The sequence below is a fragment of the Roseovarius mucosus DSM 17069 genome (genome assembly GCF_000768555.3).
Classification (GTDB): domain Bacteria; phylum Pseudomonadota; class Alphaproteobacteria; order Rhodobacterales; family Rhodobacteraceae; genus Roseovarius; species Roseovarius mucosus.
In genome coordinates, this window is record NZ_KN293979.1 from 223,736 (window position 1) to 246,410 (window position 22,675).

General features: G+C 62.1%; 24 protein-coding genes. 18 read left to right on the forward strand and 6 right to left on the reverse strand.

The window, feature by feature from the left end; genetic code table 11:
• Window positions 1-30: 30 nt before the first annotated feature.
• The 3 genes from ROSMUC_RS10145 to ROSMUC_RS10155 all read left to right on the forward strand — a co-directional run bounded on the left by ROSMUC_RS10145 (window position 31) and on the right by ROSMUC_RS10155 (window position 3,612).
• Entirely contained in the window at window positions 31-555 is a 525-nt protein-coding gene (locus ROSMUC_RS10145) for a gamma-glutamylcyclotransferase (RefSeq protein ID WP_037272570.1), read from the forward strand.
• 67 nt (window positions 556-622) lie between these two features.
• Complete coding sequence (locus ROSMUC_RS10150) at window positions 623-1,849, forward strand: biopolymer transporter ExbB (protein ID WP_037272571.1); 1,227 nt, start codon at window positions 623-625, stop codon at window positions 1,847-1,849.
• A 2-nt stretch (window positions 1,850-1,851) separates the two neighbouring features.
• Window positions 1,852-3,612 carry a peptidoglycan -binding protein gene (locus tag ROSMUC_RS10155; RefSeq protein ID WP_037272572.1) on the forward strand — a complete coding sequence of 587 codons (1,761 nt, stop codon included), beginning with the start codon at window positions 1,852-1,854 and terminating at the stop codon, window positions 3,610-3,612.
• Between the two features lie 6 nt (window positions 3,613-3,618).
• Here ROSMUC_RS10155 and ROSMUC_RS10160 read toward each other — a convergent pair whose 3' ends face one another.
• The 3 genes from ROSMUC_RS10160 to gloB all read right to left on the reverse strand — a co-directional run bounded on the left by ROSMUC_RS10160 (window position 3,619) and on the right by gloB (window position 7,851).
• Window positions 3,619-4,596 carry a M23 family metallopeptidase gene (locus ROSMUC_RS10160; protein WP_037272575.1) on the reverse strand — a complete coding sequence of 326 codons (978 nt, stop codon included), beginning with the start codon at window positions 4,594-4,596 and terminating at the stop codon, window positions 3,619-3,621.
• Entirely contained in the window at window positions 4,593-6,929 is a 2,337-nt protein-coding gene (clpA, locus tag ROSMUC_RS10165; RefSeq protein ID WP_037272577.1) for an ATP-dependent Clp protease ATP-binding subunit ClpA, read from the reverse strand. Before clpA ends, ROSMUC_RS10160 begins: the two co-directional genes overlap by 4 nt.
• A 154-nt stretch (window positions 6,930-7,083) precedes the next feature.
• Entirely contained in the window at window positions 7,084-7,851 is a 768-nt protein-coding gene (gloB, locus tag ROSMUC_RS10170) for a hydroxyacylglutathione hydrolase (protein WP_037272580.1), read from the reverse strand.
• A 63-nt stretch (window positions 7,852-7,914) separates the two neighbouring features.
• Here gloB and ROSMUC_RS10175 point away from each other — a divergent pair, with 63 nt between their 5' ends.
• On the forward strand, window positions 7,915-8,655 hold the full coding sequence (locus ROSMUC_RS10175) for a class I SAM-dependent methyltransferase (RefSeq protein WP_037272581.1): 741 nt from the start codon (window positions 7,915-7,917) through the stop codon (window positions 8,653-8,655).
• 45 nt (window positions 8,656-8,700) lie between these two features.
• Here the strand turns inward: ROSMUC_RS10175 and ROSMUC_RS10180 are convergent, their stop codons facing one another.
• The gene (locus ROSMUC_RS10180; protein WP_037272582.1) at window positions 8,701-9,123 is read right to left on the reverse strand and encodes an Rrf2 family transcriptional regulator; all 423 of its coding nucleotides are present in this window, start codon (window positions 9,121-9,123) and stop codon (window positions 8,701-8,703) included.
• Window positions 9,124-9,239: 116 nt separating this feature from the next.
• On the opposite strand from ROSMUC_RS10180, the gene ROSMUC_RS10185 reads away from it, so the two are divergent.
• The 10 genes from ROSMUC_RS10185 (at window position 9,240) to tsaA (ending at window position 18,077) form a co-directional block, all read left to right on the forward strand.
• The gene (locus ROSMUC_RS10185) at window positions 9,240-9,935 is read left to right on the forward strand and encodes a 5-formyltetrahydrofolate cyclo-ligase (RefSeq protein ID WP_037272585.1); all 696 of its coding nucleotides are present in this window, start codon (window positions 9,240-9,242) and stop codon (window positions 9,933-9,935) included.
• On the forward strand, window positions 9,932-11,146 hold the full coding sequence (locus tag ROSMUC_RS10190) for an NnrS family protein (protein WP_037272588.1): 1,215 nt from the start codon (window positions 9,932-9,934) through the stop codon (window positions 11,144-11,146). Before ROSMUC_RS10185 ends, ROSMUC_RS10190 begins: the two co-directional genes overlap by 4 nt.
• Window positions 11,146-11,808 (forward strand): NnrU family protein, encoded by a 663-nt coding sequence (locus ROSMUC_RS10195; RefSeq protein WP_052115309.1) that lies wholly within the window; start codon window positions 11,146-11,148, stop codon window positions 11,806-11,808. Before ROSMUC_RS10190 ends, ROSMUC_RS10195 begins: the two co-directional genes overlap by 1 nt.
• Before the next feature lie 369 nt (window positions 11,809-12,177).
• Window positions 12,178-12,744: a F0F1 ATP synthase subunit delta gene (locus ROSMUC_RS10200; RefSeq protein ID WP_075571725.1), complete on the forward strand. Its 567-nt coding sequence runs from the start codon at window positions 12,178-12,180 to the stop codon at window positions 12,742-12,744.
• Window positions 12,745-14,283 carry a F0F1 ATP synthase subunit alpha gene (gene atpA / locus ROSMUC_RS10205; protein ID WP_037272596.1) on the forward strand — a complete coding sequence of 513 codons (1,539 nt, stop codon included), beginning with the start codon at window positions 12,745-12,747 and terminating at the stop codon, window positions 14,281-14,283. It begins immediately after the preceding gene.
• Window positions 14,284-14,298: 15 nt separating this feature from the next.
• A complete protein-coding gene (locus ROSMUC_RS10210) occupies window positions 14,299-15,177 on the forward strand; it encodes a F0F1 ATP synthase subunit gamma (protein ID WP_037272599.1) in 879 nt (292 codons plus the stop codon).
• Window positions 15,178-15,195: 18 nt separating this feature from the next.
• Entirely contained in the window at window positions 15,196-16,620 is a 1,425-nt protein-coding gene (gene atpD / locus ROSMUC_RS10215; protein ID WP_037272602.1) for a F0F1 ATP synthase subunit beta, read from the forward strand.
• A 66-nt stretch (window positions 16,621-16,686) separates the two neighbouring features.
• On the forward strand, window positions 16,687-17,112 hold the full coding sequence (locus ROSMUC_RS10220) for a F0F1 ATP synthase subunit epsilon (RefSeq protein WP_037272989.1): 426 nt from the start codon (window positions 16,687-16,689) through the stop codon (window positions 17,110-17,112).
• A 112-nt stretch (window positions 17,113-17,224) separates the two neighbouring features.
• Window positions 17,225-17,578, forward strand: a complete 354-nt coding sequence (locus ROSMUC_RS10225; RefSeq protein ID WP_037272605.1) for an H-type lectin domain-containing protein — start codon at window positions 17,225-17,227, stop codon at window positions 17,576-17,578.
• Between the two features lie 16 nt (window positions 17,579-17,594).
• Window positions 17,595-18,077, forward strand: coding sequence for a tRNA (N6-threonylcarbamoyladenosine(37)-N6)-methyltransferase TrmO (gene tsaA, locus ROSMUC_RS10230; protein ID WP_037272608.1), 483 nt, complete (start codon window positions 17,595-17,597; stop codon window positions 18,075-18,077).
• A gap of 13 nt (window positions 18,078-18,090) precedes the next feature.
• On the opposite strand, the gene map is transcribed toward tsaA, so the two are convergent.
• Both map and sfsA read right to left on the reverse strand, forming a co-directional pair.
• On the reverse strand, window positions 18,091-18,903 hold the full coding sequence (gene map, locus ROSMUC_RS10235; RefSeq protein ID WP_037272611.1) for a type I methionyl aminopeptidase: 813 nt from the start codon (window positions 18,901-18,903) through the stop codon (window positions 18,091-18,093).
• A 40-nt stretch (window positions 18,904-18,943) separates the two neighbouring features.
• Window positions 18,944-19,675: a DNA/RNA nuclease SfsA gene (gene sfsA / locus ROSMUC_RS10240; protein ID WP_037272614.1), complete on the reverse strand. Its 732-nt coding sequence runs from the start codon at window positions 19,673-19,675 to the stop codon at window positions 18,944-18,946.
• A 45-nt stretch (window positions 19,676-19,720) separates the two neighbouring features.
• Between sfsA and ROSMUC_RS10245 the strand changes: the two genes are divergently transcribed.
• From ROSMUC_RS10245 to ROSMUC_RS10260, 4 genes are read left to right on the forward strand one after another with little or no spacing between them, the layout of a single operon-like run.
• Window positions 19,721-20,443 (forward strand): competence/damage-inducible protein A, encoded by a 723-nt coding sequence (locus tag ROSMUC_RS10245; protein WP_037272617.1) that lies wholly within the window; start codon window positions 19,721-19,723, stop codon window positions 20,441-20,443.
• Entirely contained in the window at window positions 20,440-21,159 is a 720-nt protein-coding gene (locus ROSMUC_RS10250) for a GNAT family N-acetyltransferase (RefSeq protein WP_037272619.1), read from the forward strand. Before ROSMUC_RS10245 ends, ROSMUC_RS10250 begins: the two co-directional genes overlap by 4 nt.
• Window positions 21,160-21,162: 3 nt before the next feature.
• Window positions 21,163-21,735: a peroxidase-related enzyme gene (locus tag ROSMUC_RS10255; protein ID WP_037272621.1), complete on the forward strand. Its 573-nt coding sequence runs from the start codon at window positions 21,163-21,165 to the stop codon at window positions 21,733-21,735.
• 36 nt (window positions 21,736-21,771) lie between these two features.
• Window positions 21,772-22,668 (forward strand): OmpA family protein, encoded by an 897-nt coding sequence (locus tag ROSMUC_RS10260; protein ID WP_245875155.1) that lies wholly within the window; start codon window positions 21,772-21,774, stop codon window positions 22,666-22,668.
• Window positions 22,669-22,675 lie beyond the last annotated feature (7 nt).

The following is a 22,675-nucleotide window of genomic DNA, read 5'->3' on the forward strand; positions in this document are numbered from 1 at the left end:
GGCGGTGCGCGAGGAACAGGGGCAAAGGCTATGTGGGTATTCGGCTACGGGTCGCTGGTGTGGAATCCGGGCTTTGACGCGGTCGAGCGGGTGATTGCCCGACTGCCCGACTATCACCGCAGCTTTTGCATGCGTAGCATCCACCATCGCGGCACGGATGAGGTTCCCGGTCTGGTTCTGGCATTGGATGCCAGTCCCGGTGCGCTCTGCCAGGGGGTGGCGCTACGGGCCGACCCCGCAGAGGCCGAAGATGTACTGGCCTATCTGCGCGAGCGCGAGCTGATTTCCTCGGCCTATCTGGAGAGGATGCTGGAGATTGATCTGGCCGACGGTCGCCGGGTCGAGGCCGTGACCTATGTGATCGACCCCGATCACGTGCAATATTGCGGCGGTCTGGATCTCGAGGAACAGGCGGGTATCATCGCCCGCGCTGTCGGCGGGCGTGGGCCAAACACCGAATATCTCTACAACACCGCTGACCACCTGCGACAGTTGGGCATCCACGACAAGGAGCTGGATTGGCTGGTGCGGCGGGTGCGCCATATCTGTGGATAAATCCTTGGCTTGGGCGTCCAAGCCGCGTAGGGTTGGCCCAAGAAATCCAAGTGTCGGGAGCGTCCAGATGGACCAGCCGGACCGTGAGGTCGAGCCGCAGTTTTCATATCCCTACCGCCAGATCTTTTTGATGCTGGTGGTCATCGGGCTGACCGCGCTCGGTGCCTTTGTGGCACTCCCTCGGGTGCTGCCTGTGTTCGAGGCCAATCTCTGGCTCAACGGGTTCATTTTCTTTGTCTTCGTCCTCGGGGTGATTGCGACCTTCTGGCAGGTGCTGCAACTGATCGGATCGGCCCGCTGGATCGACGGGTTTGCTGCACAACTGCCCGGCCACGAGATGACGCAACCGCCCTCGATGCTGGCGCCACTTGCCACATTGCTGCGCTCGCGCGGCAAGCGGATGCAGATTGCGTCAACTTCGGCGCGCTCGATCCTCGACTCGGTTGCACAACGGATCGACGAGGCGCGTGAGATCACCCGCTATATTGTGAGCCTTTTGATCTTTCTCGGGCTGTTGGGCACGTTTTACGGCCTTGCCACCACGGTGCCCGCAGTCGTGGACACGATCCGCAGCCTTGCGCCGCAAGAGGGCGAAGAGGGGATCGCCGTTTTCAACCGCCTTATGAGCGGGCTTGAGGCGCAATTGGGTGGAATGGGTGTGGCCTTTTCCTCGTCGCTTCTGGGGCTTGCCGGATCGTTGGTGGTAGGGCTGCTCGAGCTTTTTGCGGGGCATGGGCAAAATCGTTTCTACCGCGAGCTCGAGGAATGGATGTCCACGATCACGCGGGTCGGGTTCGCCAGCGGCGACGGGGATGGTGGCGAGGGGGGCGCGGTAACGCATCTGCTCGATCACATGGCCGAACAGATGGACGCGCTCCAATCCATGCTCAGCCAGTCGGACATGAGCCGCGCGATGGTCGACCAGAAACTTGGGGTTTTGGCGGATTCAATCGAGCGGCTGACACACCGGATGAGCGATCAGAACCCGGTGCAACTGGCGCTCTTGCGTTTGGCCGAGGGCCAAGAGCGGTTGATCGCCTCGCTGGAGGCGCGCGACGCCACGCCCCACGAGGGGATTGATGCAGAAAGCCGGATGCGCCTGCGCTCGATCGACGTGCAGATGCTGCGGATTCTCGAGGAAATCAGTGCCGGTCGGCAAGAGACCATGACCGAATTGCGCACCGATCTGGCGGCCCTGACGCGGGTTCTGGGGCAGGCGCGCCCTTCGCCAACGCCGCGCCCCGTGCGCCCGATCGTGCCGCGCTCAGATTCGGATCAGGCTGAGGAGGGCTGACCATGGCCCTCTCGCGGCGCAGCGGCGCGCGGTTTCAGGCCTCGATCTGGCCGGGCTTTGTCGATGCGATGACCGGTCTTTTGCTGGTGCTGATGTTCGTTCTCACGATCTTCATGATGGTGCAGTTCGTGCTGCGCGAGGAAATCAGCGGGCAGGCCACGAAACTTGACGCTCTCTCGGCAGAAGTGGCGGCATTGTCGCTGGCACTCGGGCTCGAACAGGATCGCAGCGAGGGGCTCGAGGATCGGGTCGGCACCTTGACCGCGACGCTGGATGACGCCCGAACCCGAGAGGCCGCACAGGCCGAAGCGCTACGCATCGCGCAGGGGCGCATTGCCAGCTTTGAGGAACAGGTCGCCGGCCTCTTGGCTGAGCGCGAGGCTGCGCAGGGGCGCATCTCTGATCTCGAGGCTGCGCGCGCCGAATTGCTGAGCGATCAAGAGCAGTTGCAACTCGCGCTTGCAGGCTTGCGCGACGAGGTCGACGCACAGGCCGAGGCCGCGCGTCTTGCTGCCGCACGGCGCGAGGCTCTCGAGGCGCTTGCGGCGGACCTGCGGCAGCGCAACGCGGACGCGGCTGAGGCACAGGCGGCCCTTGAACAGCAGCTAAGCGCCGAGGAACAGGCCCGTTTGACGGAGGCCGCCGCCGCCGAAGCCCTGCGCGCGCGCCTGGCAGAAGCGGATACCGAACTGACCGCCATGACATTGGCACTGGAAGAACAACGCAAGCGCGCCGAAGAAACGCTGACGCTTCTCGCGGCGGCGGAAACGGCGCGGTCGGACTTGAACAGCCAGTTGGCGCAGGCGCTCTTGGATGCCGAACAGGAGGCCGCAACGCAAGAGGCCGATATCGAGCGGCTGCAGGGCGAGTTGGCCGAGGTGCGCGATACCGCGGCGCAAACTGCGCAAGAGGCACAAGCGGTGCGGGATCAACTGGTGGCTGCGCTTGCTGCGCAACGCGCGGCCGAAGCGGCGGCTGAGACACAGATGACGGAGGCGGAGCAGCGCGCGGCGTTGTTGGCAGAGGCGCGAGCGCGCCTCGCGACCGAGGCGGCGCAGGCCACGGAGGCGCAAAAACAGCAGGCACTGCTCAATCAACAGGTGGCTGCCTTGCGGCAGCAACTCTCCGGGCTTCAGGCGCTGCTGGACGAGTCCAAGGCCCGTGAGGCTGAAACCGAGGTGCAGTTGCAGTCGCTTGGGAATGAGTTGAATACCGCCCTTGCACGTGTCGCTGCCGAAGAACGGCGGCGTCGCATCGCAGAAGAAGAGCGCGCGCGTCTTCTGGAAGCGGAGAAAGAGAACCTCGAAAAATACCGCTCGGAATTCTTTGGCCGCCTGCGCGATGTCTTGGGTCAGCAAGAGGGGGTGCAGATCGTCGGCGATCGGTTCGTATTCTCGTCCGAGGTGCTATTTGCCCCCGGCGAGGCGGAATTGTCACCTGCGGGGCGGGGCGAGATTGCCAAGGTGGCGGGCATCCTGCGGAATGTAATCGGGGACATCCCCGAGGGCATCAACTGGGTGCTTCAAGTCGATGGGCATACGGATAACGTGCCGATCATCGAGGGCGCGCGTTTTGCCGATAATTGGGCACTGAGCCAGGCGCGCGCGCTGTCGGTGGTGCGGTATCTCACCGAGGTCCTTGGTTTCCCGGCAGAGCGGCTATCGGCAAATGGCTATGGCGAATTCCAGCCGGTTAATCCTGCGGATACGCCCGAAGCGCGCGCGCAAAACCGGCGGATCGAGTTGAAACTGACAACGCGGTAATATCGCTCAGGGCGTGACAGTTATATCGGCGTGCCGCACCGCAAGAACGGTCTCGCCGCGCGTCAGGCGCACATAGCCGCGATAATCACCTGATGGCCAGCCCCCCTGCGGTGCCTTGCGGCCAAAGGCGCGAAAAAGCTGTGCTTGTGGAGCGTCGAGCGTGATTTCGTGGACGAAAATCTCACCCTCAGGCCCGCGAGCGCTCAGGCTCAGGCGGTCGCCGGGCTGAGCGTAGAAGACATGCCCATAGAGGACGAGCGGCTGATCTGGCTGCGCGTCGTTGGCACGGGCCGCACCGGAGCGGACTGCTTCAAACTCTGGTACGGAGGTGGAAAACCCGGCGGTAAAGAGCCCGGCGGGGTCATAGGGCAGGGCGGTTTGCCACAAACTCTGATCGAGGGGCGCACCGCAGGTGTCGACCGCGTCAGGGGTAAAGGGATCGACGATCTTGCCATCCCGCAAAACACCCAGGTGGACGTGCGGAGCATTGGTAAGGCCGCTCAGACCCACCTGACCCAGAACATCGCCCGCCTCTACACTATCGCCTTTGCCTACGCTGATGGACCCGCGCCTCATGTGGCAATAAAGCGTTTGCCAGCCATCGCCGTGATCGACGCGGACTGCGTTGCCGCACTCCTGCCCTCGGATGGCATCGCGCGTTTCAGCGGTGACGGGGGTATCGGCCATACCATCCCGCGTCGCGGCGACAATGCCGGGGGCGGCAGCCAACACATTTACGCCCGCCTCCATATCCTCGAAGGACAGAAGCATGAAGTCTATGCCGCGATGGTCGTCCCGGCTTTTGATGCCGCAGGTATAGTCGCGTTGGCCGGGGCCGGGATCGGTATCGACGTAATCCTCGATATAGCAGGTCCGCCCGAGTTCGCAGTCCAACGGGAGGATCAGCTTGAAAGAATCGGCGGCGGCATGGGTTGCCACCGCCATGGTCAGTATCGCAACTGCTGTCCCCAGCCGTGCCGTCATTCGGCGGTCAGCAGGGGGGGCTTTTTCTTACCGGTCAGGCGGCGCGTGACGGGGCCCTCGACGACGAGGTCGATCTTGTTGTCCTTGACCCCCACCGTGACAACGCCACCCTTGAGCAGTTTGCCAAAGAGCAATTCCTCGGCCAGCGGCTTTTTGATGTGTTCCTGAATGACACGGGCCAAGGGGCGCGCGCCCATCTTATCGTCATAGCCTTTGTCGCCCAGCCATTCTGCAGCCGCTTGGGTCAGTTCGATGGTCACATCGCGATCCATCAACTGGGCCTCGAGTTGCAACACGAACTTCTCGACCACCTTGAGAATGACCGATTTTGGCAGCGCCCCGAACGAGATCACGGCATCCAGACGGTTGCGGAACTCGGGTGTAAACGTCCGCTCAATGGCTGCGGTATCCTCGCCCTCGCGCCGGTCGCGGCCAAAGCCGATGGCCGACTTGGCCTGCTCCGCCGCCCCTGCGTTGGAGGTCATGATCAGCACGACATTGCGGAAATCCACCTTGCGACCATTGTGATCGGTCAGCGTACCGTGGTCCATCACCTGCAGCAGGATGTTGAACACGTCGGGATGCGCCTTTTCGATCTCGTCGAGCAAGAGAACGCAATGCGGATGTTGATCCACCCCGTCGGTCAACAGGCCGCCCTGATCAAAGCCCACATAGCCCGGAGGTGCCCCAATAAGTCGCGAAACTGCGTGTTTCTCCATGTATTCTGACATATCGAACCGCAGGAGTTCCACACCAAGGGTATCGGCCAATTGCTTGGCCACCTCAGTCTTACCCACGCCGGTGGGACCGGCAAAGAGGTAGTTGCCGATGGGCTTTTCCGGTTCCCGCAGGCCCGCGCGGGCCAGTTTGATGGCAGAACTCAGTGCCTCGATCGCGGCATCCTGACCAAAGACCACACGTTTGAGCGTGCCCTCGAGATCCTTGAGCACCTCGGCATCGTTCTTGGACACGTTCTTTGGCGGAATGCGGGCGATTTTCGCCACGACCTCTTCGATCTCCTTGACCCCGATGCTCTTGCGCCTCTTGGAGGCCGCCAAGAGATGCTGTGCGGCCCCTGCCTCGTCAATCACGTCGATGGCCTTGTCCGGGAGCTTGCGATCATTGATGTAGCGCGCCGAGAGATCCACGGCAGAGCGGATCGCCTCGTTGGTGTATTTGACGCTGTGATGATCCTCGAAATAGGGTTTGAGCCCCTTGAGGATCTTGACCGCATCTTCGACCGTCGGTTCTGCCACGTCGATTTTCTGGAACCGGCGGGCAAGGGCGCGATCCTTTTCGAAATGCTGGCGGAATTCCTTGTAGGTGGTCGAGCCCATGCAGCGCAGCTTGCCGCCCTGCAAAGCGGGCTTGAGCAGGTTGGAGGCATCCATTGCCCCGCCAGAGGTGGCACCAGCCCCGATCACGGTATGGATTTCGTCGATGAAAAGCACCGCATCGGGGTGTTTTTCAAGCTCGGTCACGACCGCCTTGAGCCGCTCCTCGAAATCGCCGCGATAGCGGGTGCCTGCAAGCAGCGCGCCCATGTCGAGCGAGTAGATCGTGGTGCGCGACAGAACGCGCGGGGTTTCGCCCTGCACGATCTTATGCGCCAGACCTTCGGCGATGGCCGTCTTGCCGACGCCGGGGTCGCCCACAAGCAGCGGATTGTTTTTGCGGCGGCGGCAGAGCACCTGAATGCAGCGCTCGACCTCGGCATCGCGACCGATCAGCGGGTCGATATCACCCTTGCGCGCTTTTTCGTTCAGATCGACGCAGTATTTGGCAAGTGCGGAATCTCCGGCTTCTACGGCATCGCTCTCCGTGGATTTGGATGCGTTTTCGCCTTCCTCGCTGGAGGCACCCGTGATCGGGCGGGATTCGCCATACGCGGGGTCTTTTGCCACACCATGAGCGATGAAGTTTACCGCATCATACCGGGTCATATCCTGTTCTTGCAGGAAATAGGCGGCGTTTGACTCGCGTTCGGCAAAGATCGCGACGAGCACATTGGCCCCCGTGACCTCGGTCCGACCTGACGATTGTACATGGATCGCCGCGCGCTGGATCACGCGCTGGAAGGCGGCGGTGGGCACCGCCTCTGATCCTTCGATGTCCGTCACCAGATTGGCGAGATCATCGTCGATGAATTCCACCAACGTGGTGCGCAATTCCTCGGTGTTTACGCTACATGCCTTCATCACGCGCGCGGCGTCGGGTTCGTCGACGAGCGCGAGCAGAAGATGTTCGAGGGTCGCGAATTCGTGCTGGCGTGCATTGGCCAGAGCCAATGCCGCATGGATTGCCTGTTCGAGCGTGTTCGAGAATGAAGGCACGGTCGTGCTCCTTCTGATCTTGGCCGGGGCGGGCTGCCCACTAACCTTGGCCTCATAACCTTAAAGTTTGGTCGATAGTGGCCAGTCTTCAAGGATTATTTCATCAAACTGGGTCACATTTCGTGTAACCAGCGTTGTTTTCATCACGCCCCGCTTAGAAACGGTCCTTGCGTGTACGGATTTCAGCGAAGACATCAACCGGAGCGCGACCGGACATGCCCAAATGTGCCTGCACGCCTACGTCACCGGCGCGCAGAAACGGGTTGGTGGCCAATTCCTCGGCCAGGGTTGAGGGGACAGTGGGCCGACCTGCGGCGCGGGCGGCGCTGATCTCTTTGACCCTTGATATAAGGGCCGGGTTGTCCGGGTCAACGGTCAGTGCGAATTTCGCGTTACTTTGCGTGTATTCGTGACCGGAACAGACCATTGTCTCGGGTGGGAGTGCCGCAAGTTTTCCAAGACTTTCAAACATTTGTGGCATTGTGCCCTCGAAAACTCGCCCACAGCCCATTGCCATCAGGCTGTCTGCGGTAAAGACCACCGCGCTTTCGGGGAAATGAAAGGCTATGTGGCCGAGCGTATGACCCGACACATCGAGGACGTGCCCCTCTTCCGACCCGATCGCGATCCGGTCGCCTTCGGTCACGGCCTGATCGAGGGGGGGCAGGCGGTGGGCGTCGGTGGCGGCACCGATCACCGATGCGGGGTGCCGCGCCAGCAGGGCGCCAAGGCCCTGAACATGGTCGGCGTGGTGATGGGTGAGCAGCACCAAAGAGGCGGCCCATCCTTGATTATCAAGGGCTTGCAGGATTGGCTCGGCCTCTGGCACGTCGATTACTGCGGTCACTCCCGTGGCCGGATCATGCGCGATATAGGCATAGTTATCAGCCAGGCAGGGGACAGTAAGGATTTGCAAAACCATGGTATTTTCCCGATTGCCGGTTAGTGTTACGGTCAAGAGTGACTGATCTTTGGCCGGGCTGCAATGCATCTAGACGTACAAGACCTGCGAAATTTTTACTACCGCAGCACATTGGGTCGCGCGGTGCAGAAAACCTTGCGCGCGCAAGTGGCGGAGTTCTGGCCCGAGGCGCAGGGACAGACGGTGGTCGGCTATGGATTCGCGGTGCCATTCCTGCGGCCCTACTTGGCTGATGCGCGCCGGGTGATCGGATTAATGCCCGCACCTCAAGGGGTTATCGGGTGGCCGCAGGGGATGCCGAATATCTCGGTGCTCTGTGAAGAGACGTTTTGGCCGTTGGAAACCGGGCATGTCGACAAACTCTTGGTGGTGCATGGGCTGGAGACTTCGGAGCAGCCTGGCGCGGTGCTGGAGGAGTGCTGGCGGGTGCTTGGGCCGGGAGGATCGGTGCTGTTCATCGTGCCGAACCGGGCTGGCCTGTGGTCGCGCTCGGATCGCACGCCGTTTGGATTTGGACGTCCCTACAGCCAAACGCAATTGGAGAGCCAATTGAAATCACACAACTTTTTGCCAGAGCATCACGCCACGACGCTCTATCAGCCGCCTTCGGAGCGTCCGTTCTGGCGAAAGACGGCGGGCATGTGGGAGCGGATGGGAGCCAAGCTATCGGTCGTAGTGTCGGGCGGGGTGCTGATGGTTGAGGCCACCAAGCGGGTGCAGGCACCGAGCGGTCCGGGGCTGCGGGACAAGGTGCGCAAACCGCTGTCGGTGCTGCGTCCGCAGCCAGAGGCCAAGCCGGTCTGAAACCTTACAAAGCTTACAAACTGGGGGTCGATTCTGTAAGGTCTATTACCCCGTAGCCAAGGGCTGACGGTCGAGCGCGATGTCGGCCAGGGTGCTGCGGTCGAGATCATCGAGAAAGGCGCGCTCTGCGGCCCTCAGCCGCGCCTTGAGTCGGCAGCGCCCGTCGAGAGAGCACTCTCCCGCCTCTGATCCGAAACAGGCGACGAGCGCCTGACCGGATTCGAGGTGACGAACGATGTCGCCAAGACGAATTTCGGTGGGAGGGCGGGCGAGGATCGCACCGCCACCGCCGCCGCGCCGGGTTTCGATCAGACCGGCCTGGGACAGGCGCTGCATGATCTTGGCGAGATGGTGGCGCGAGAGGTCAAATTCGGCTGCCAACTCGGCGGTAGAAAAGGCGCGCTCGGGCGCGCTGGCCATGCGCATGAGCATCCGCAGTCCGAAATCGGTAAAGGAGGTGAGGCGCATGGTCGCTAGGCTCTCTGTCAAATCGGTATTTACAATACCTATTAGCAGGATTAGACCGGAATGGAAAGCGGGATCGGCGCCGCGCGCCCGTCCCGGATCACGGAAAGGACTGCAGCATGTCCGATACCTCGAAGCCGGTGACATATGCCTCTCCTCCTTGTTTGGCGGCAGAGGTGGACCCGACCTATTTTGATCCCCTTGCAACTGATCCGGATCAGGCACGCGATGTCGCGCGGTGGCGTAAATCCGAGCGTGCGCGGTTGCGCGGGTTGCGCGATGCGTTGAGCGTGGCGGCGCGGCAGGAGGTTGGGCGGGCAATCTCGGACCACCTGCGCGCGGTGGTGAAAGAGAAATTCAACGGGGCGCGGGGCAAGGTGCTGTCCTGCTACTGGCCGATCAAGGGTGAGCCGGATTTGCGCGGGCTGATGGCGGAATGGCATGCAGTTGGGGTGCTGATCGCGTTGCCGATTGTCGAGGTCAAGGCCGCGCCGCTGGTGTTTCGCCGCTGGACGCCCGAGACGCAGATGGTGCGGGGCGATTGGAATATCCCGGTGCCGCCGCCCGAAGCGGAGCAGGTGACGCCTGACATCACCCTCGCGCCGATGATCGGCTGGACGGTGGAGTGTTACCGGCTGGGTTATGGCGGCGGCTATTTTGACCGGACGTTGGCGGCGCTTGATCCGCGCCCAGTGAGTATCGGTATCGCGCTGAGCGATGCGCGGATCGAGACCATCTATCCGCAGCCGCATGACATTCCGCTCGACATGGTCGTGACGGACGCGGGCCTGAGGGCTGAAAGGACCGAGAGATGACGAGCACGGCAGAGCAGATGCGGGTTTGGCGTGGGCCTGCGGTCCTGAGTTTCGGGTTTCGGCCCTTTTTCCTGTGTGCAGGGATTTGGGCGGCGGGGATCATGGCGCTCTGGGTGCCGATGCTGGCGGGCGCGCTGAGCCTGCCCACGGCATTCGATCCGGTCAGTTGGCACGCGCATGAGTTCCTCTTTGGTTATCTGGCGGCGGTGATCGCCGGGTTCCTGCTGACGGCGGTGCCGAACTGGACCGGGCGGCTGCCGATTGTGGGCTGGCCGCTGGCTGGGTTGGCGGCGCTCTGGCTCTTGGGTCGGATGGCCGTAATGGTCTCGGCCGGGTTGCCGCCCTTGGCGGTGGCGCTGATGGATCTGGCGTTGCCGGTGGTTCTGGGCGCGGTGATCCTGCGCGAGATCGTAGCGGGCAAGAACTGGCGCAATCTGATCGTGTTGGCGATGCTGGCGGTCTTTGCGCTGGGCAATGCGCTGTTTCATTGGGAGGCAGCACGGGGCGATTTTGCGGCGCAGGGCTATGGCCTGCGGTTGGGACTGGCGGCGGTGGCGATGATGATCGCGGTCATCGGCGGGCGGATCGTGCCGTCGTTCACGCGCAACTGGTTGGCGCGGCGGGGGGCGGGGCGGTTGCCGGTGCCGCCGATGCAGCGGTTCGACAAGGGGGCGCTCCTGGTATTGCTGGTGGCGCTCGGGATGTGGGTCACCCGGCCAGAGGCATTGGCGACGGGTGGGGCGCTGGTGGTCGTGGGTGTCGTCCATGCCGCGCGTCTGGCGCGCTGGGCGGGAGAGCGCACGGGGGCGGAGCCGCTCGTTTGGGTGCTGCACCTTGGGTATGCGTTCGTGCCGCTTGGAGCGTTGGGCATCGGGCTGGAGGCGCTGAGTTCGGGCGTGTTCGGCGCGGCGGCGGTGCAGCATTTGTGGATGGCGGGCGCGGTAGGGTTGATGACGCTGGCGGTGATGACGCGGGCGACCTTGGGTCACACGGGCCGCGCGTTGACTGCGGGGGGCGGCACGGTAGCGCTTTACCTCGCGCTGGTGGTCTCTGTGCTGGCGCGGTTGGCGGCTGGGCTGTGGCCTGCGGAGGCGGTCCTGTTGCACGCACTGGCGGGGATCGCATGGATCGGTGCGTTTGGTGGGTTTGCGGTTCTCTATGGGCCGCTGATGCTGCGGTTGAAACCGGCAAAGACGATACCGGGGGCCTGATGGGCTGGGCCGAGTTCATCGCGGCCTTTGCCGTGTTCTTCCTGAGCCATTCGGTGCCGCTGCGCCCCAATATCAAGGCGCGGGTTGTGTCGCGGGCAGGGGCAGGGGGATTCACGCTTGGCTATTCGATCCTGTCATTGGCGGTTCTGGCATGGGTGATCGGCGCGGCGGGGCGTGCGCCCTATGTGCCGCTTTGGGGCTGGGCGGCGTGGCAGGTGCATGTCACGCTGGCCGTGATGTTGGGGGTCTGCGTGATCCTGGGGTTGAGTATCGGGCGGCCCAATCCGTTTTCCTTTGGCGGCGCGCAGAATGCACGGTTTGATCCGGGCCGTCCGGGGATCGTGCGGCTGACGCGGCATCCTCTGTTGCTGGCGCTGGCGCTCTGGGCTGTGGCGCATATGCTTCCCAATGGGGATTTGGCGCATGTGATCCTCTTTGGCAGTTTCGCAGGCTTTGCCCTTGGGGGAATGTGGATCGTTGACCGGCGCAAGCGGCGAGGAATGGGGGCAGAGTGGCTGCGGCTGGACCATGCGCGGCGGCAAGCGGGGATCGCGCCACGAAGCTGGGGCATGGCATGCGTGCGGGGGCTGCTTGGCAGTTTGCTCTATGCGGGGTTGCTTGCGGCGCATCCCTCGCTCTTTGGTGTCTCGCCACTGGGGTAGGGTCGTTTCGGAGCCTTGGCAGTCTTTGGCCGATGCCGCAAAAATCGCGCGACGTCCTTGCAAAACGCTGATAGCGTTAACGTGCGCCGGAGCTTTGGGCAGGGTGATCGTGAGGGGAATCGCCATTTCGTAGTAAAAAGTGAAACTTTTTGAACATTAAAAAGCGCGCATTAGGTCGCACTTGCGTTAAGTAACTGAAATATAACTGTATTCAATAGTATACAATAGTTTTCAAGCGGCTTGCCCGCTTGGGAAGGCTCTGCTACACCGCAGCCGAATTTGGGTGGTTCGCAAGTCTCACCCTATGCCAACGCCCCCGGATGTGACCCTGCGTCACGGCTGACCAACCGGGGCCAGATTATCGGAAGGGTGGACGTGTCCGAACCAGCTTCGATCTCTACTGGCATTGCCGCGCGCTATGCCACTGCGATATTCGAGCTTGTGAGAGAGGCCAAAGGCTTGGCCAAACTCGAAAGCAATCTCACTGATCTGGCACAGGCGCTGAGCGAGAGCGAAGACCTGCGCGCGATGATCGCCTCTCCGGTTCTGAGCCGCGATGTGCAAGGGGCGGCCATGTCTGCGGTCGCCGCCAAGATGAAGCTGCTGCCGGAGTTGCAAAACGGCCTGGCTCTGATGGGGCAAAAGCGGCGCCTGTTCGTGCTGCCGCAGCTCATTGCGCAGCTCAACGCCATGATCGCCGAAGAAAAGGGCGAAGTCAGTGCCGATGTGACCAGCGCCAAGGCGCTGACCAAGGCGCAATCCGACAAGCTGGCCAAGGCGCTCAAGGCGCGCGTGGGCAAGGATGTCAAGATCAATGCGACCGTTGATGAAAGCCTCATCGGCGGTCTAGTCGTCAAGATGGGCTCGAAGATGATCGACACGTCGATCCGCTCCAAGCTCGATTCCCTCCAGAATTCAATGAAAGAGGTCGGATAAATGGGTATCCAAGCAGCAGAGATTTCTGCGATCCTGAAGGACCAGATCAAGAACTTTGGCCAAGACGCCGAAGTTGCAGAGATCGGCCGGGTTCTCTCGGTGGGTGACGGGATCGCACGGGTTCACGGGCTGGACAATGTTCAGGCTGGCGAGCTTGTCGAGTTTCCGGGCTCGATCATGGGCATGGCGCTGAACCTTGAGAGCGACAACGTCGGTGTCGTGATCTTTGGTTCTGACCGTGACATCAAGGAAGGCGACACCGTCAAGCGCACCAAGTCCATCGTGGACGTGCCGATTGGCGACGAGCTGTTGGGCCGCGTCGTGGACGGTCTGGGCAACCCGCTGGATGGCAAGGGCCCGATCAAGACCAAGACCCGCGGTCTGGCCGATGTGAAGGCCCCCGGCATCATCCCGCGTAAATCGGTGCATGAGCCGATGGCGACCGGTCTCAAATCCGTGGACGCCATGATCCCGATTGGCCGTGGTCAGCGCGAGCTGATCATCGGCGACCGTCAGACCGGCAAGACCGCCGTGGCGCTGGACGCGATCCTGAACCAGAAGATCTACAACGAAGCCGCGGGCGACGACGAGAGCAAGAAGCTCTATTGCGTTTACGTCGCCGTGGGGCAGAAGCGCTCGACCGTGGCGCAGCTGGTGAAGAAGCTGGAAGAAAGCGGCGCGATCAAGTATTCGATCGTTGTGGCCGCCACCGCGTCGGACCCCGCGCCGATGCAGTTCCTGGCACCCTATTCCGCGACGGCCATGGCCGAGCATTTCCGCGACAATGGCCGTCACGCGCTGATCGTGTACGATGACCTCTCGAAACAGGCCGTGGCCTATCGCCAGATGTCGCTGCTGCTGCGCCGTCCGCCCGGCCGTGAAGCCTATCCGGGTGACGTTTTCTATCTCCACTCTCGCCTGCTGGAGCGGTCGGCCAAGCTGAACGAGGACAATGGTTCGGGCTCGCTCACTGCGCTGCCGATCATTGAAACCCAAGGTGGTGACGTTTCGGCGTTTATTCCGACCAACGTGATCTCGATCACCGACGGGCAGATCTTCCTTGAGACGGAACTCTTCTATCAAGGTATCCGCCCGGCTGTGAACACCGGTCTGTCGGTGTCGCGTGTGGGCTCTTCCGCTCAGACCAATGCGATGAAATCGGTCGCGGGTCCCGTCAAACTGGAACTGGCTCAGTATCGCGAGATGGCGGCATTTGCCCAGTTCGGGTCTGACCTTGACGCGGCGACACAGCAGTTGCTCAACCGTGGTGCGCGTTTGACCGAGTTGATGAAGCAGGCGCAGTATTCGCCGCTGACCAATGCGGAAATTGTCTGCGTGATCTATGCGGGCACCAAGGGTTATCTGGACAAGATCGCGGTGAACCAAGTGGGCCGCTATGAGCAGGGTCTGCTCAAGCACCTGCGCGGCAAACATGCCGATCTGCTGGCATACATCACCAAGGAAGACCCCAAGATCAAGGGTGAGGCCGAGGACCGTATCAAAGCTGCGCTGGACGAATTCGCCGCTGACTTCGCATAAGGGGGAGATAAGGCAATGCCGAATCTCAAGGACCTGAAAAACAGGATCGCGTCGGTCAAATCGACCCGCAAGATCACCAAGGCCATGCAGATGGTTGCGGCGGCGAAACTTCGCCGCGCGCAGGATGCTGCCGAGCAGGCCCGCCCCTATACCGAGCGTTTCAACGCCGTGATGGGCAAGCTTGCGGCTTCTGTCGGGGATGCGGCCAATGCGCCGCGTCTGCTGGCGGGCACGGGCGAGGACAAGGTGCATCTCTTGGTGGTGATGACCGCCGAGCGGGGCCTTTGCGGTGGCTTCAACGCAAATATCGCGAAGCTGGCCAAGACCCATGCCGCCGAGTTGCTGGCCAAGGGCAAGACGGTCAAGATCCTGACCGTCGGCAAGAAGGGCCGCGACGCGATGAAGCGCGACTATGGTCAGTATTCCGTGGGTCATGTCGACATGAGCGAGGTCAAGCGCCTTGGTTATGCCGATGCCCAAGGGATTGCGGCCGAAGTGCTCAAGCGGTTCGATGGCGGTGAGTTTGATGTCGCGAAGATCTTTTTCTCGCGGTTCGAGAACGTGGTCAGCCAAATTCCGAGCATGCAGCAAGTGATCCCGTTCGACGTGGACACCGCGGCTGGCAAGGTCGATACCGACAGCTTCTATGATTACGAGCCCGAAGAGCAGGCGATCTTGGCCGATCTGTTGCCGCGTGGCGTTGCAACCGCAATCTTTGCCGCGCTGTTGGAAAACGGTGCCTCGGAGCAGGGTGCGCGCATGTCCGCGATGGACAATGCAACGCGCAACGCAGGCGAGATGATCGACAAGCTGACAATCGAGTACAACCGCTCGCGTCAGGCCGTGATCACCAACGAGCTAATTGAAATCATTTCCGGCGCGGAAGCGCTGTAAGAGAACCGGAGACGAAACATGGCAAATGCAAAAGGCAAGGTGACGCAGGTCATTGGCGCCGTTGTGGACGTTCAATTTGACGGCGATCTGCCAGCCATTCTGAACGCGCTGCAGACCGACAACAACGGCAAGAAGCTGATCCTCGAAGTGGCGCAGCATCTGGGCGAAAACACCGTGCGGACCATCGCAATGGACGCAACCGAGGGTCTGGTTCGCGGTCAGGCCGTGAGTGATACCGGCGCGCCGATTTCGGTTCCGGTGGGGAATGCCACCCTGGGTCGCATCCTGAACGTCATCGGCGAGCCGGTTGACGAGGGCGCGCCGATCAAGGCGACGGAATACCGGTCCATCCACCAGCCTGCGCCGGAGTTTTCCGAGCAGTCGACCGCATCCGAGATCCTCGTGACCGGCATCAAGGTTGTGGACCTGCTGGCCCCCTATGCCAAGGGCGGCAAGATCGGTCTCTTTGGGGGTGCCGGTGTGGGCAAGACGGTTCTCATCATGGAACTGATCAACAACATCGCCAAGGTGCACTCGGGGTATTCGGTGTTTGCCGGTGTGGGTGAGCGGACCCGTGAGGGCAACGACCTCTATCACGAGATGATCGAATCCAACGTGATCAAGCCCGACAATCTGGAAGAGAGCCAAGTGGCCCTTGTTTACGGTCAGATGAACGAGCCTCCGGGGGCGCGTGCGCGTGTGGCGCTGACCGGCCTGACGCTGGCCGAGCAGTTCCGCGATCAGTCAGGGTCGGACGTTCTGTTCTTTGTCGACAACATCTTCCGCTTCACGCAGGCGGGGTCCGAGGTGTCGGCGCTGTTGGGTCGTATTCCTTCGGCCGTGGGTTATCAGCCGACGCTGGCCACCGACATGGGTGCCATGCAGGAGCGCATCACCTCGACCAAGGCAGGCTCGATCACGTCCATTCAGGCCGTTTACGTGCCTGCGGACGACTTGACCGACCCGGCCCCTGCCACGACCTTTGCCCACCTTGACGCAACGACCGTTCTTAGCCGGGCGATCTCGGAGTTGGGGATTTACCCCGCCGTGGACCCGCTCGATTCGAATTCGCGTCTGATGGATCCGCAGATCGTGGGCGAAGAGCATTATCAGGTTGCGCGTGACGTGCAGGGGATTTTGCAGCGCTACAAGAGCTTGCAGGACATCATCGCCATTCTGGGCATGGACGAACTCTCGGAAGAGGACAAGCTGACCGTGGCACGCGCCCGGAAAATCCAGCGTTTCCTCAGCCAACCGTTCGACGTGGCCAAGGTGTTCACCGGCTCTGACGGGGTTCAGGTGCCGCTGGAAGAGACGATCAAATCGTTCAAGGCTGTGGTCGCAGGCGAGTATGATCACCTGCCCGAAGGTGCCTTTTACATGGTCGGTGGCATCGAGGATGTGATTGCCAAAGCCGAACGCATGGCTGCCGACGCGGCCTGATCAACGCCTGTCACGGTTCTGCGCGGGTGATCCCCGCGCAGGCCTGACACCATGAGGGAGGCCGAGATGGCTGAAACAGTGCAATTCGATCTGGTGAGCCCCGAGCGGCTCTTGGCCTCGGTCGCTGCCCATGAGGTGAGCATTCCGGGAGCCGAGGGCGATCTGACCGCCATGGCCGATCACGCCCCGCTCATCACCACCCTGCGTCCCGGTATCCTGCGGGTTTCGGGGCCGTCGGGCGAGAAGGAATATGTCGTGACCGGCGGTTTCGCCGAGATCAGCGGCAAGAGCGTGTCGGTTCTGGCCGAGCAGGCCGTTGCCCGCGAGGACATGACCCGCGAGGCGTATAAGGCGATGGTGGATGCCGCGACCGACAAGTTGGCGCATGCGCAAGAGAAATTCGTCAATGAGCCCGGCCCGGTCGACGAGATGGCCAAGCTTTTGGCGGATATGGTCGCCGTTGGTGATCATATCGGTTTGTCTGCCAACTGAGGCGCGCCGATTTTGTGATTAAAGGGGCCGTTCCGCGGCCCTTTTTTCATTTTTCGCTCTCAATTTTGCCGGAAAAGCGGTGTAGTCTCGCCAGAGTGTCGGAAGGCGTCGTATGAAATTCTTGATCAATCAGGCCATTGGGATCGAACAGGGGGATGATGTCCTCTTTTCGGATTTTGCCGACGGGGGGGAGATGTGGACCGGGTCAGGCGCGCGAGAGCGGCGCAAGAAGATCACGTTTTCCAGCCCGTTCAAGTCCGAGCCTGCGGTGCATGTGGCGCTGTCGCTCTGGGATATGGACAGTGCCACCAATGCCCGCGCCGATGTCACGGCGGAGAAGATCACGACGAAGGGGTTTGACATCGTGTTTCGCACCTGGGCGGATACGCGGGTGGCTCGGGTGCGGGTGCGCTGGATGGCGCTTGGCGAAGTGTTCCACGAGGATGACTGGCAAGACGTCTACTGACGGGAGGAGGGCCGGGATGGACACGCGATTGCGCGCCGGTGAGGTGGTGACGGCGCTGCCCGAAGGGCAGGACGCCGCGCTACAGTTCATCGGTCGGATACATACGCCATGGACCCGGCGGGAAGATTGCCCGCGTCAGGGACGGCTCGATGGGCCGGAGTGCCGGATCGTGGTATTCGCGCCTTGGGTCGCGGCGCTGGAGGGAATCGAGGCCTATCAGCATCTCGAAATCCTCTATTGGTTGGACCGGTCACGGCGTGATCTGGTGCGGCAGAATCCCAAGGGGGATGGGGCACGGTATTTCGGCACCTTTGCCCTGCGCTCGCCGCAGCGACCCAATCCGATCGGAACATCGCAGGTGCGGCTGATCGGGCTGGACGGGGCGGCCTTGGTCGTGCGGGGGTTGGATTGCCTCGATGGCACGCCTTTGGTGGACATCAAGCCGGACCGTTGCGAGTTCACGCCCAAGGCCCCACCCAAGGCGGCCGATCTGGGGTAGGGCGATTTTCCGATCAGGCCCAGGTGGGATGAAATTTGCCCGCAGGCGAGAGGGTGAAAATCTCTGCGCCGGTGGCGGTCACGCCGATGGAATGTTCGAACTGTGCCGAGAGGGATTTGTCACGGGTGACGGCGGTCCAGTCATCGGCGAGGACCTTGGTTTCGGGACGACCGAGATTGACCATCGGTTCGATGGTAAAGAACATACCTTCCTCCAGACGCGGCCCGCTGCCCGCTCGCCCGTAATGGAGCACATTGGGCGGGGCGTGGAACACGCGGCCCAGACCGTGACCGCAGAAATCGCGCACCACCGACATGCGATGCGCCTCCACATAGCTCTGGATTGCATGGCCTATGTCGCCAAAGGTATTACCGGGGCGCACGGCCTCGATCCCCTTCATCAGCGCGTCATGCGTGACCTGAACGAGGCGCTCGGCTTTGCGGCTGAGTTTGCCTGCCACATACATGCGGCTGGTATCGCCGAACCAGCCATCCACGATGACGGTCACATCGACGTTCAGAATGTCACCGTCCTTGAGAACCTTGTCGCCGGGAATGCCGTGGCAGACCACGTGATTGACGCTGATACAGCTTGCGTGCTGATAGCCCTTATACCCGATGGTGGCGGATTTCGCGCCGGAGGCGTTGACCCTGTCCTCGATCACCTTGTCGATGGCGGCAGTGCTTTGCCCGACAAAGACATGCTCTGCGATTTCGTCAAGGATCTGTGCGGCGAGCGCCCCGGCCCGGTGCATGCCGGCAAAATCCGCAGCCTCATGGATGCGGATACCTTCGCGCGTCAATCGTCCACGGTGTGTCTCGTTCACGTCCGGCCTCGTATGGTATGCATTTTCCGTTTATCTAGGGCTATTTGCGCAAAAGGACCAGAGGGCGGTCGTCCGCAAGGGGCAGACTGTGGCCGATTGTGACCTCTTGTGGCGTGATATTGGCCCGATATGACAGCACCGTGACCCCCGCCGCCTGCGCCTGCAGCAATGCCGATGCATAGGTGGGGTCTATGTCCTCTGCCACGGTCACGGCCTGCGCATCAGTGCGTTGCACCAGATAGAGAAGCACGGCGCGGTGCCCTGCACGCACCATTTCGGACAATTCCCCCAGGTGGCGCGCCCCGCGCGCCGTGACGCTGTCGGGAAATTCCGCGAGACCGGGGCTGCGCGAGAGCGTCACGGATTTCACTTCGACATAGGCATCGGGCAGGCCCGTGCCCGAGAGCAGGAAATCCACCCGGCTGCCCGCGCCGTAGGATTGTTCGGGCCGCACCATATCATAGGCCGCCAACTCTGGAATTTGCCCCGCCTCTAGCGCCTCTTTGACCACGCGATTGGCAATGGCGGTATCCACACAAGTGAAATCGCCATTGCCATTCTCGACCAGCCGCCAGCCGAATTTGAGTTTCTTGCGCGGATCGTCATTGGGTTCGACCCAGATGGACGTGCCCGGCTCTGCCAGGCCCAGCATGCTGCCGGGATTGGCGCAATGCGCCGTCACCTCGCGCCCGTCCATGAGGCGAATATCGGCGAGAAAGCGTTTGTAGCGGCGCAGCAACACAGCCTGCACAAGAGGGGTTTGAAAGCGCATGGCCTGCGCCTATACCGTGTTTGTCCCCGGATCAAGGAGTCTGCCATGCCCAACCCGACCGCTGCCATGCTTGTAATCGGAGATGAGATCCTCTCGGGGCGCACGCGTGATGCCAACATGCATTATCTGGCGGGCGAGGTGACGAAGATGGGCATCGACCTCAGGGAGGTGCGCGTAGTCAGCGATGACCCCGACGCGATTGTCGCGGCGGTTCGGGCGCTGAGTGCGGCCTATGACCATGTGTTCACCTCGGGCGGGATTGGCCCGACCCATGATGACATCACCGCCGAGAATGTGGCGGCGGCCTTTGATCGGCCGATTTCGGTGCGCGAGGATGCGCGCGCCATTCTGGCTGCGCATTACGACGCGCGCGGGCAGGAGTTGAACGATGCGCGCCTGCGCATGGCGCGTATTCCCGATGGGGCCACGCTGATTGACAATCCGATCAGTGCCGCGCCGGGCTTTACCATCGAGAATGTGCATGTCATGGCCGGGGTGCCGTCGATTTTTCAGGCGATGCTGGCCTCTGTGCTGCCCAAGCTCACGGGGGGCGCGCCGATTCTGTCACAGACGCTGGAAATCCGGCGCGGCGAGGGCGACATTGCCGGACCCTTGTCGGATCTGGCGGGACGGTATCCGGATTTGAGCATCGGGTCCTATCCGTTCATCCGCGACGGGTGTTATGGCGCGCAGATCGTGATGCGCGGGCAGGATGGCGCGCGGCTTGATGCGGCGATGGCCGAATTGGCGGGGATGTTTCCGGCATGAAACCAGATGTGCAGACCCTCTATGCGGTGACAGAGGCGACATGGCCGCCCGCGCGGACAGAGGTGCTTGGCCCTGTCACGATCCGCGAGGGGCGGGGCGGCGGCAAGCGCGTATCGGCGGCCACGGCGGCGCGGCCGATCACGCCCGAGGAATTGACCAAGGCCGAAGCTGCCATGCGCGCGCTGGATCAAACCCCGCTGTTTCAATTGCGAGAGGGGGATGGCGCGCTGGATGCGCTCTTGGCCGCTGAGGGCTATGAGGTGGTTGATCCCGTCAATCTCTATGTGGTGCCAGTTGCGACCTTGACGGTGGACAGGCCGCCGCGTGTCAGCACCTTTGCGGTTTGGGAACCCTTGGAAATCATGCGCGAAATCTGGGCCGAAGGTGGAATTGGCGCGGCGCGGATCGCGGTGATGGAGCGTGTGACCGGCCCCAAGACCGGGCTATTCGGCAGGCACAAGGATCAGCCCGCCGCCACCGGCTTTGCCGCCATTCACGATGGGATCGCCATGGTGCATGCGCTCGAGGTGCAGGCCCACCATCGCCGCGCAGGCATGGGGCGGCTGATGATGCTTCAGGCCGCTCTTTGGGCGCAATCCGAGGGCGCGGAATTTCTGGCTGTGATTTGCACCAAGGGCAATCAGGGGGCCAATGGGCTCTATTCCGCGATGGGATTTTCGCATGTGGGCGATTACCATTACCGGCAGAAGGAGTAAGACATGACCAATTCAGATCAGCCCACAGCGCTTGATTTGCCGATGCTCGACCCGCTGCCCGAGGCAACGCAGAAGTATTTTGACATCTGCGCCGAGAAACTGGGCATGATCCCCAATGTTCTCCGGGCCTATGCGTTCGATATCGACAAGCTCAACGCCTTTACCACGCTTTACAACAACCTGATGCTGGCCGAGAGCGGCCTGAGCAAGCTGGAGCGTGAGATGATCGCGGTGGTGGTCAGTGCGATCAATCGCTGCTGGTATTGTCAGGTGGCGCACGGTGCGGCGGTGCGGCAACTGTCGGGTGATCCCGCCTTGGGTGAGGCGATGGTGATGAATTGGCGAGTGGCGCGGCTGGATGCGCGGCAGAGCGCGATGCTGGGCTTTGCCGAGAAGATCACGCGCGCCTCGTCCGAGATCACCGAAACCGACCGTGCCGGACTTCGCGACGTGGGGTTCACTGATCGCGACATTTGGGACATTGCCAATGTTGCGGGCTTTTTCAACATGAGCAATCGGGTTGCCTCGGCCACGGGCATGCAGCCCAACCCCGAGTATCACGCGCAGGCGCGATAAGGCAGAATGCGGCGCGCGTTTTCATTTTTGCTGTGGATGTTGTTCGCAGGGGGGCCGGCCTCTGCGGTCGATCTGAACCTGCCCGCCAGTGCCATCCAGACGCGCGAGATGATCCGCGCGGCGGATACGGTGAGCCTGCCCATTGGGCCACATGCGGGTCAGAACCTGCCCAGCCTGCGCCTTGAGGGACGGATCGAGAGCCGCGCCTGGCGGATGCCGGTGCAGGGGGTCACGACGCTGCAACTTTTGACGCCACTGCGTGAACAGTTGGAGGCCGCTGGCTGGGACGTGGCGTTTGAGTGTGCGGCTGTGGAGTGTGGCGGGTTTGATTTCCGATTTGCCCTGCCCACGCTGCCTGCGCCGGATATGTTTCTTGATCTCTTCGACTATCGTTATTTGCTCGCGCGACGAGGTGTGGGGGTGACGCAGGATCACGCAGCCCTGATTGTCAGCCAGAGTGGGCAGACCGGCTATGTTCAGATCCTGCAAGTGACGCCGTTGGCAGAGGGGGAGAGCGTGATCCCCACGCCTGCCGACGTTGAGCCGCAAGCCGATCTGGTGCTGCGCTTGCGAGAGATGGGGCATGTGGTGCTTGAGGGGCTTGATTTCGGCTCGGGCGACAACGCGCTTGGCCCGGGCCCGCATGGCAGCCTTGTGGTCTTGGCGCAGTTTCTGGCGGCGTCGCCAGAGACGCGCGTTGCGCTTGTCGGGCATACGGACAGCACCGGAGGGTTGGAGACGAATACGGCCCTCTCGCGGGCCCGCGCAGAAGCAGTGATGGCGCGTCTGATCCAGAAACATGGCGTAGACCCGACGCAGGTCGAGGCGCATGGTATCGGCTATCTGGCCCCGATTGCCCCAAACACCAGCCCAGAGGGGCGCGAGCGCAATCGCCGGGTCGAGGTCGTTCTATTGGATGCCAGCCCGAAATAGCGATTGT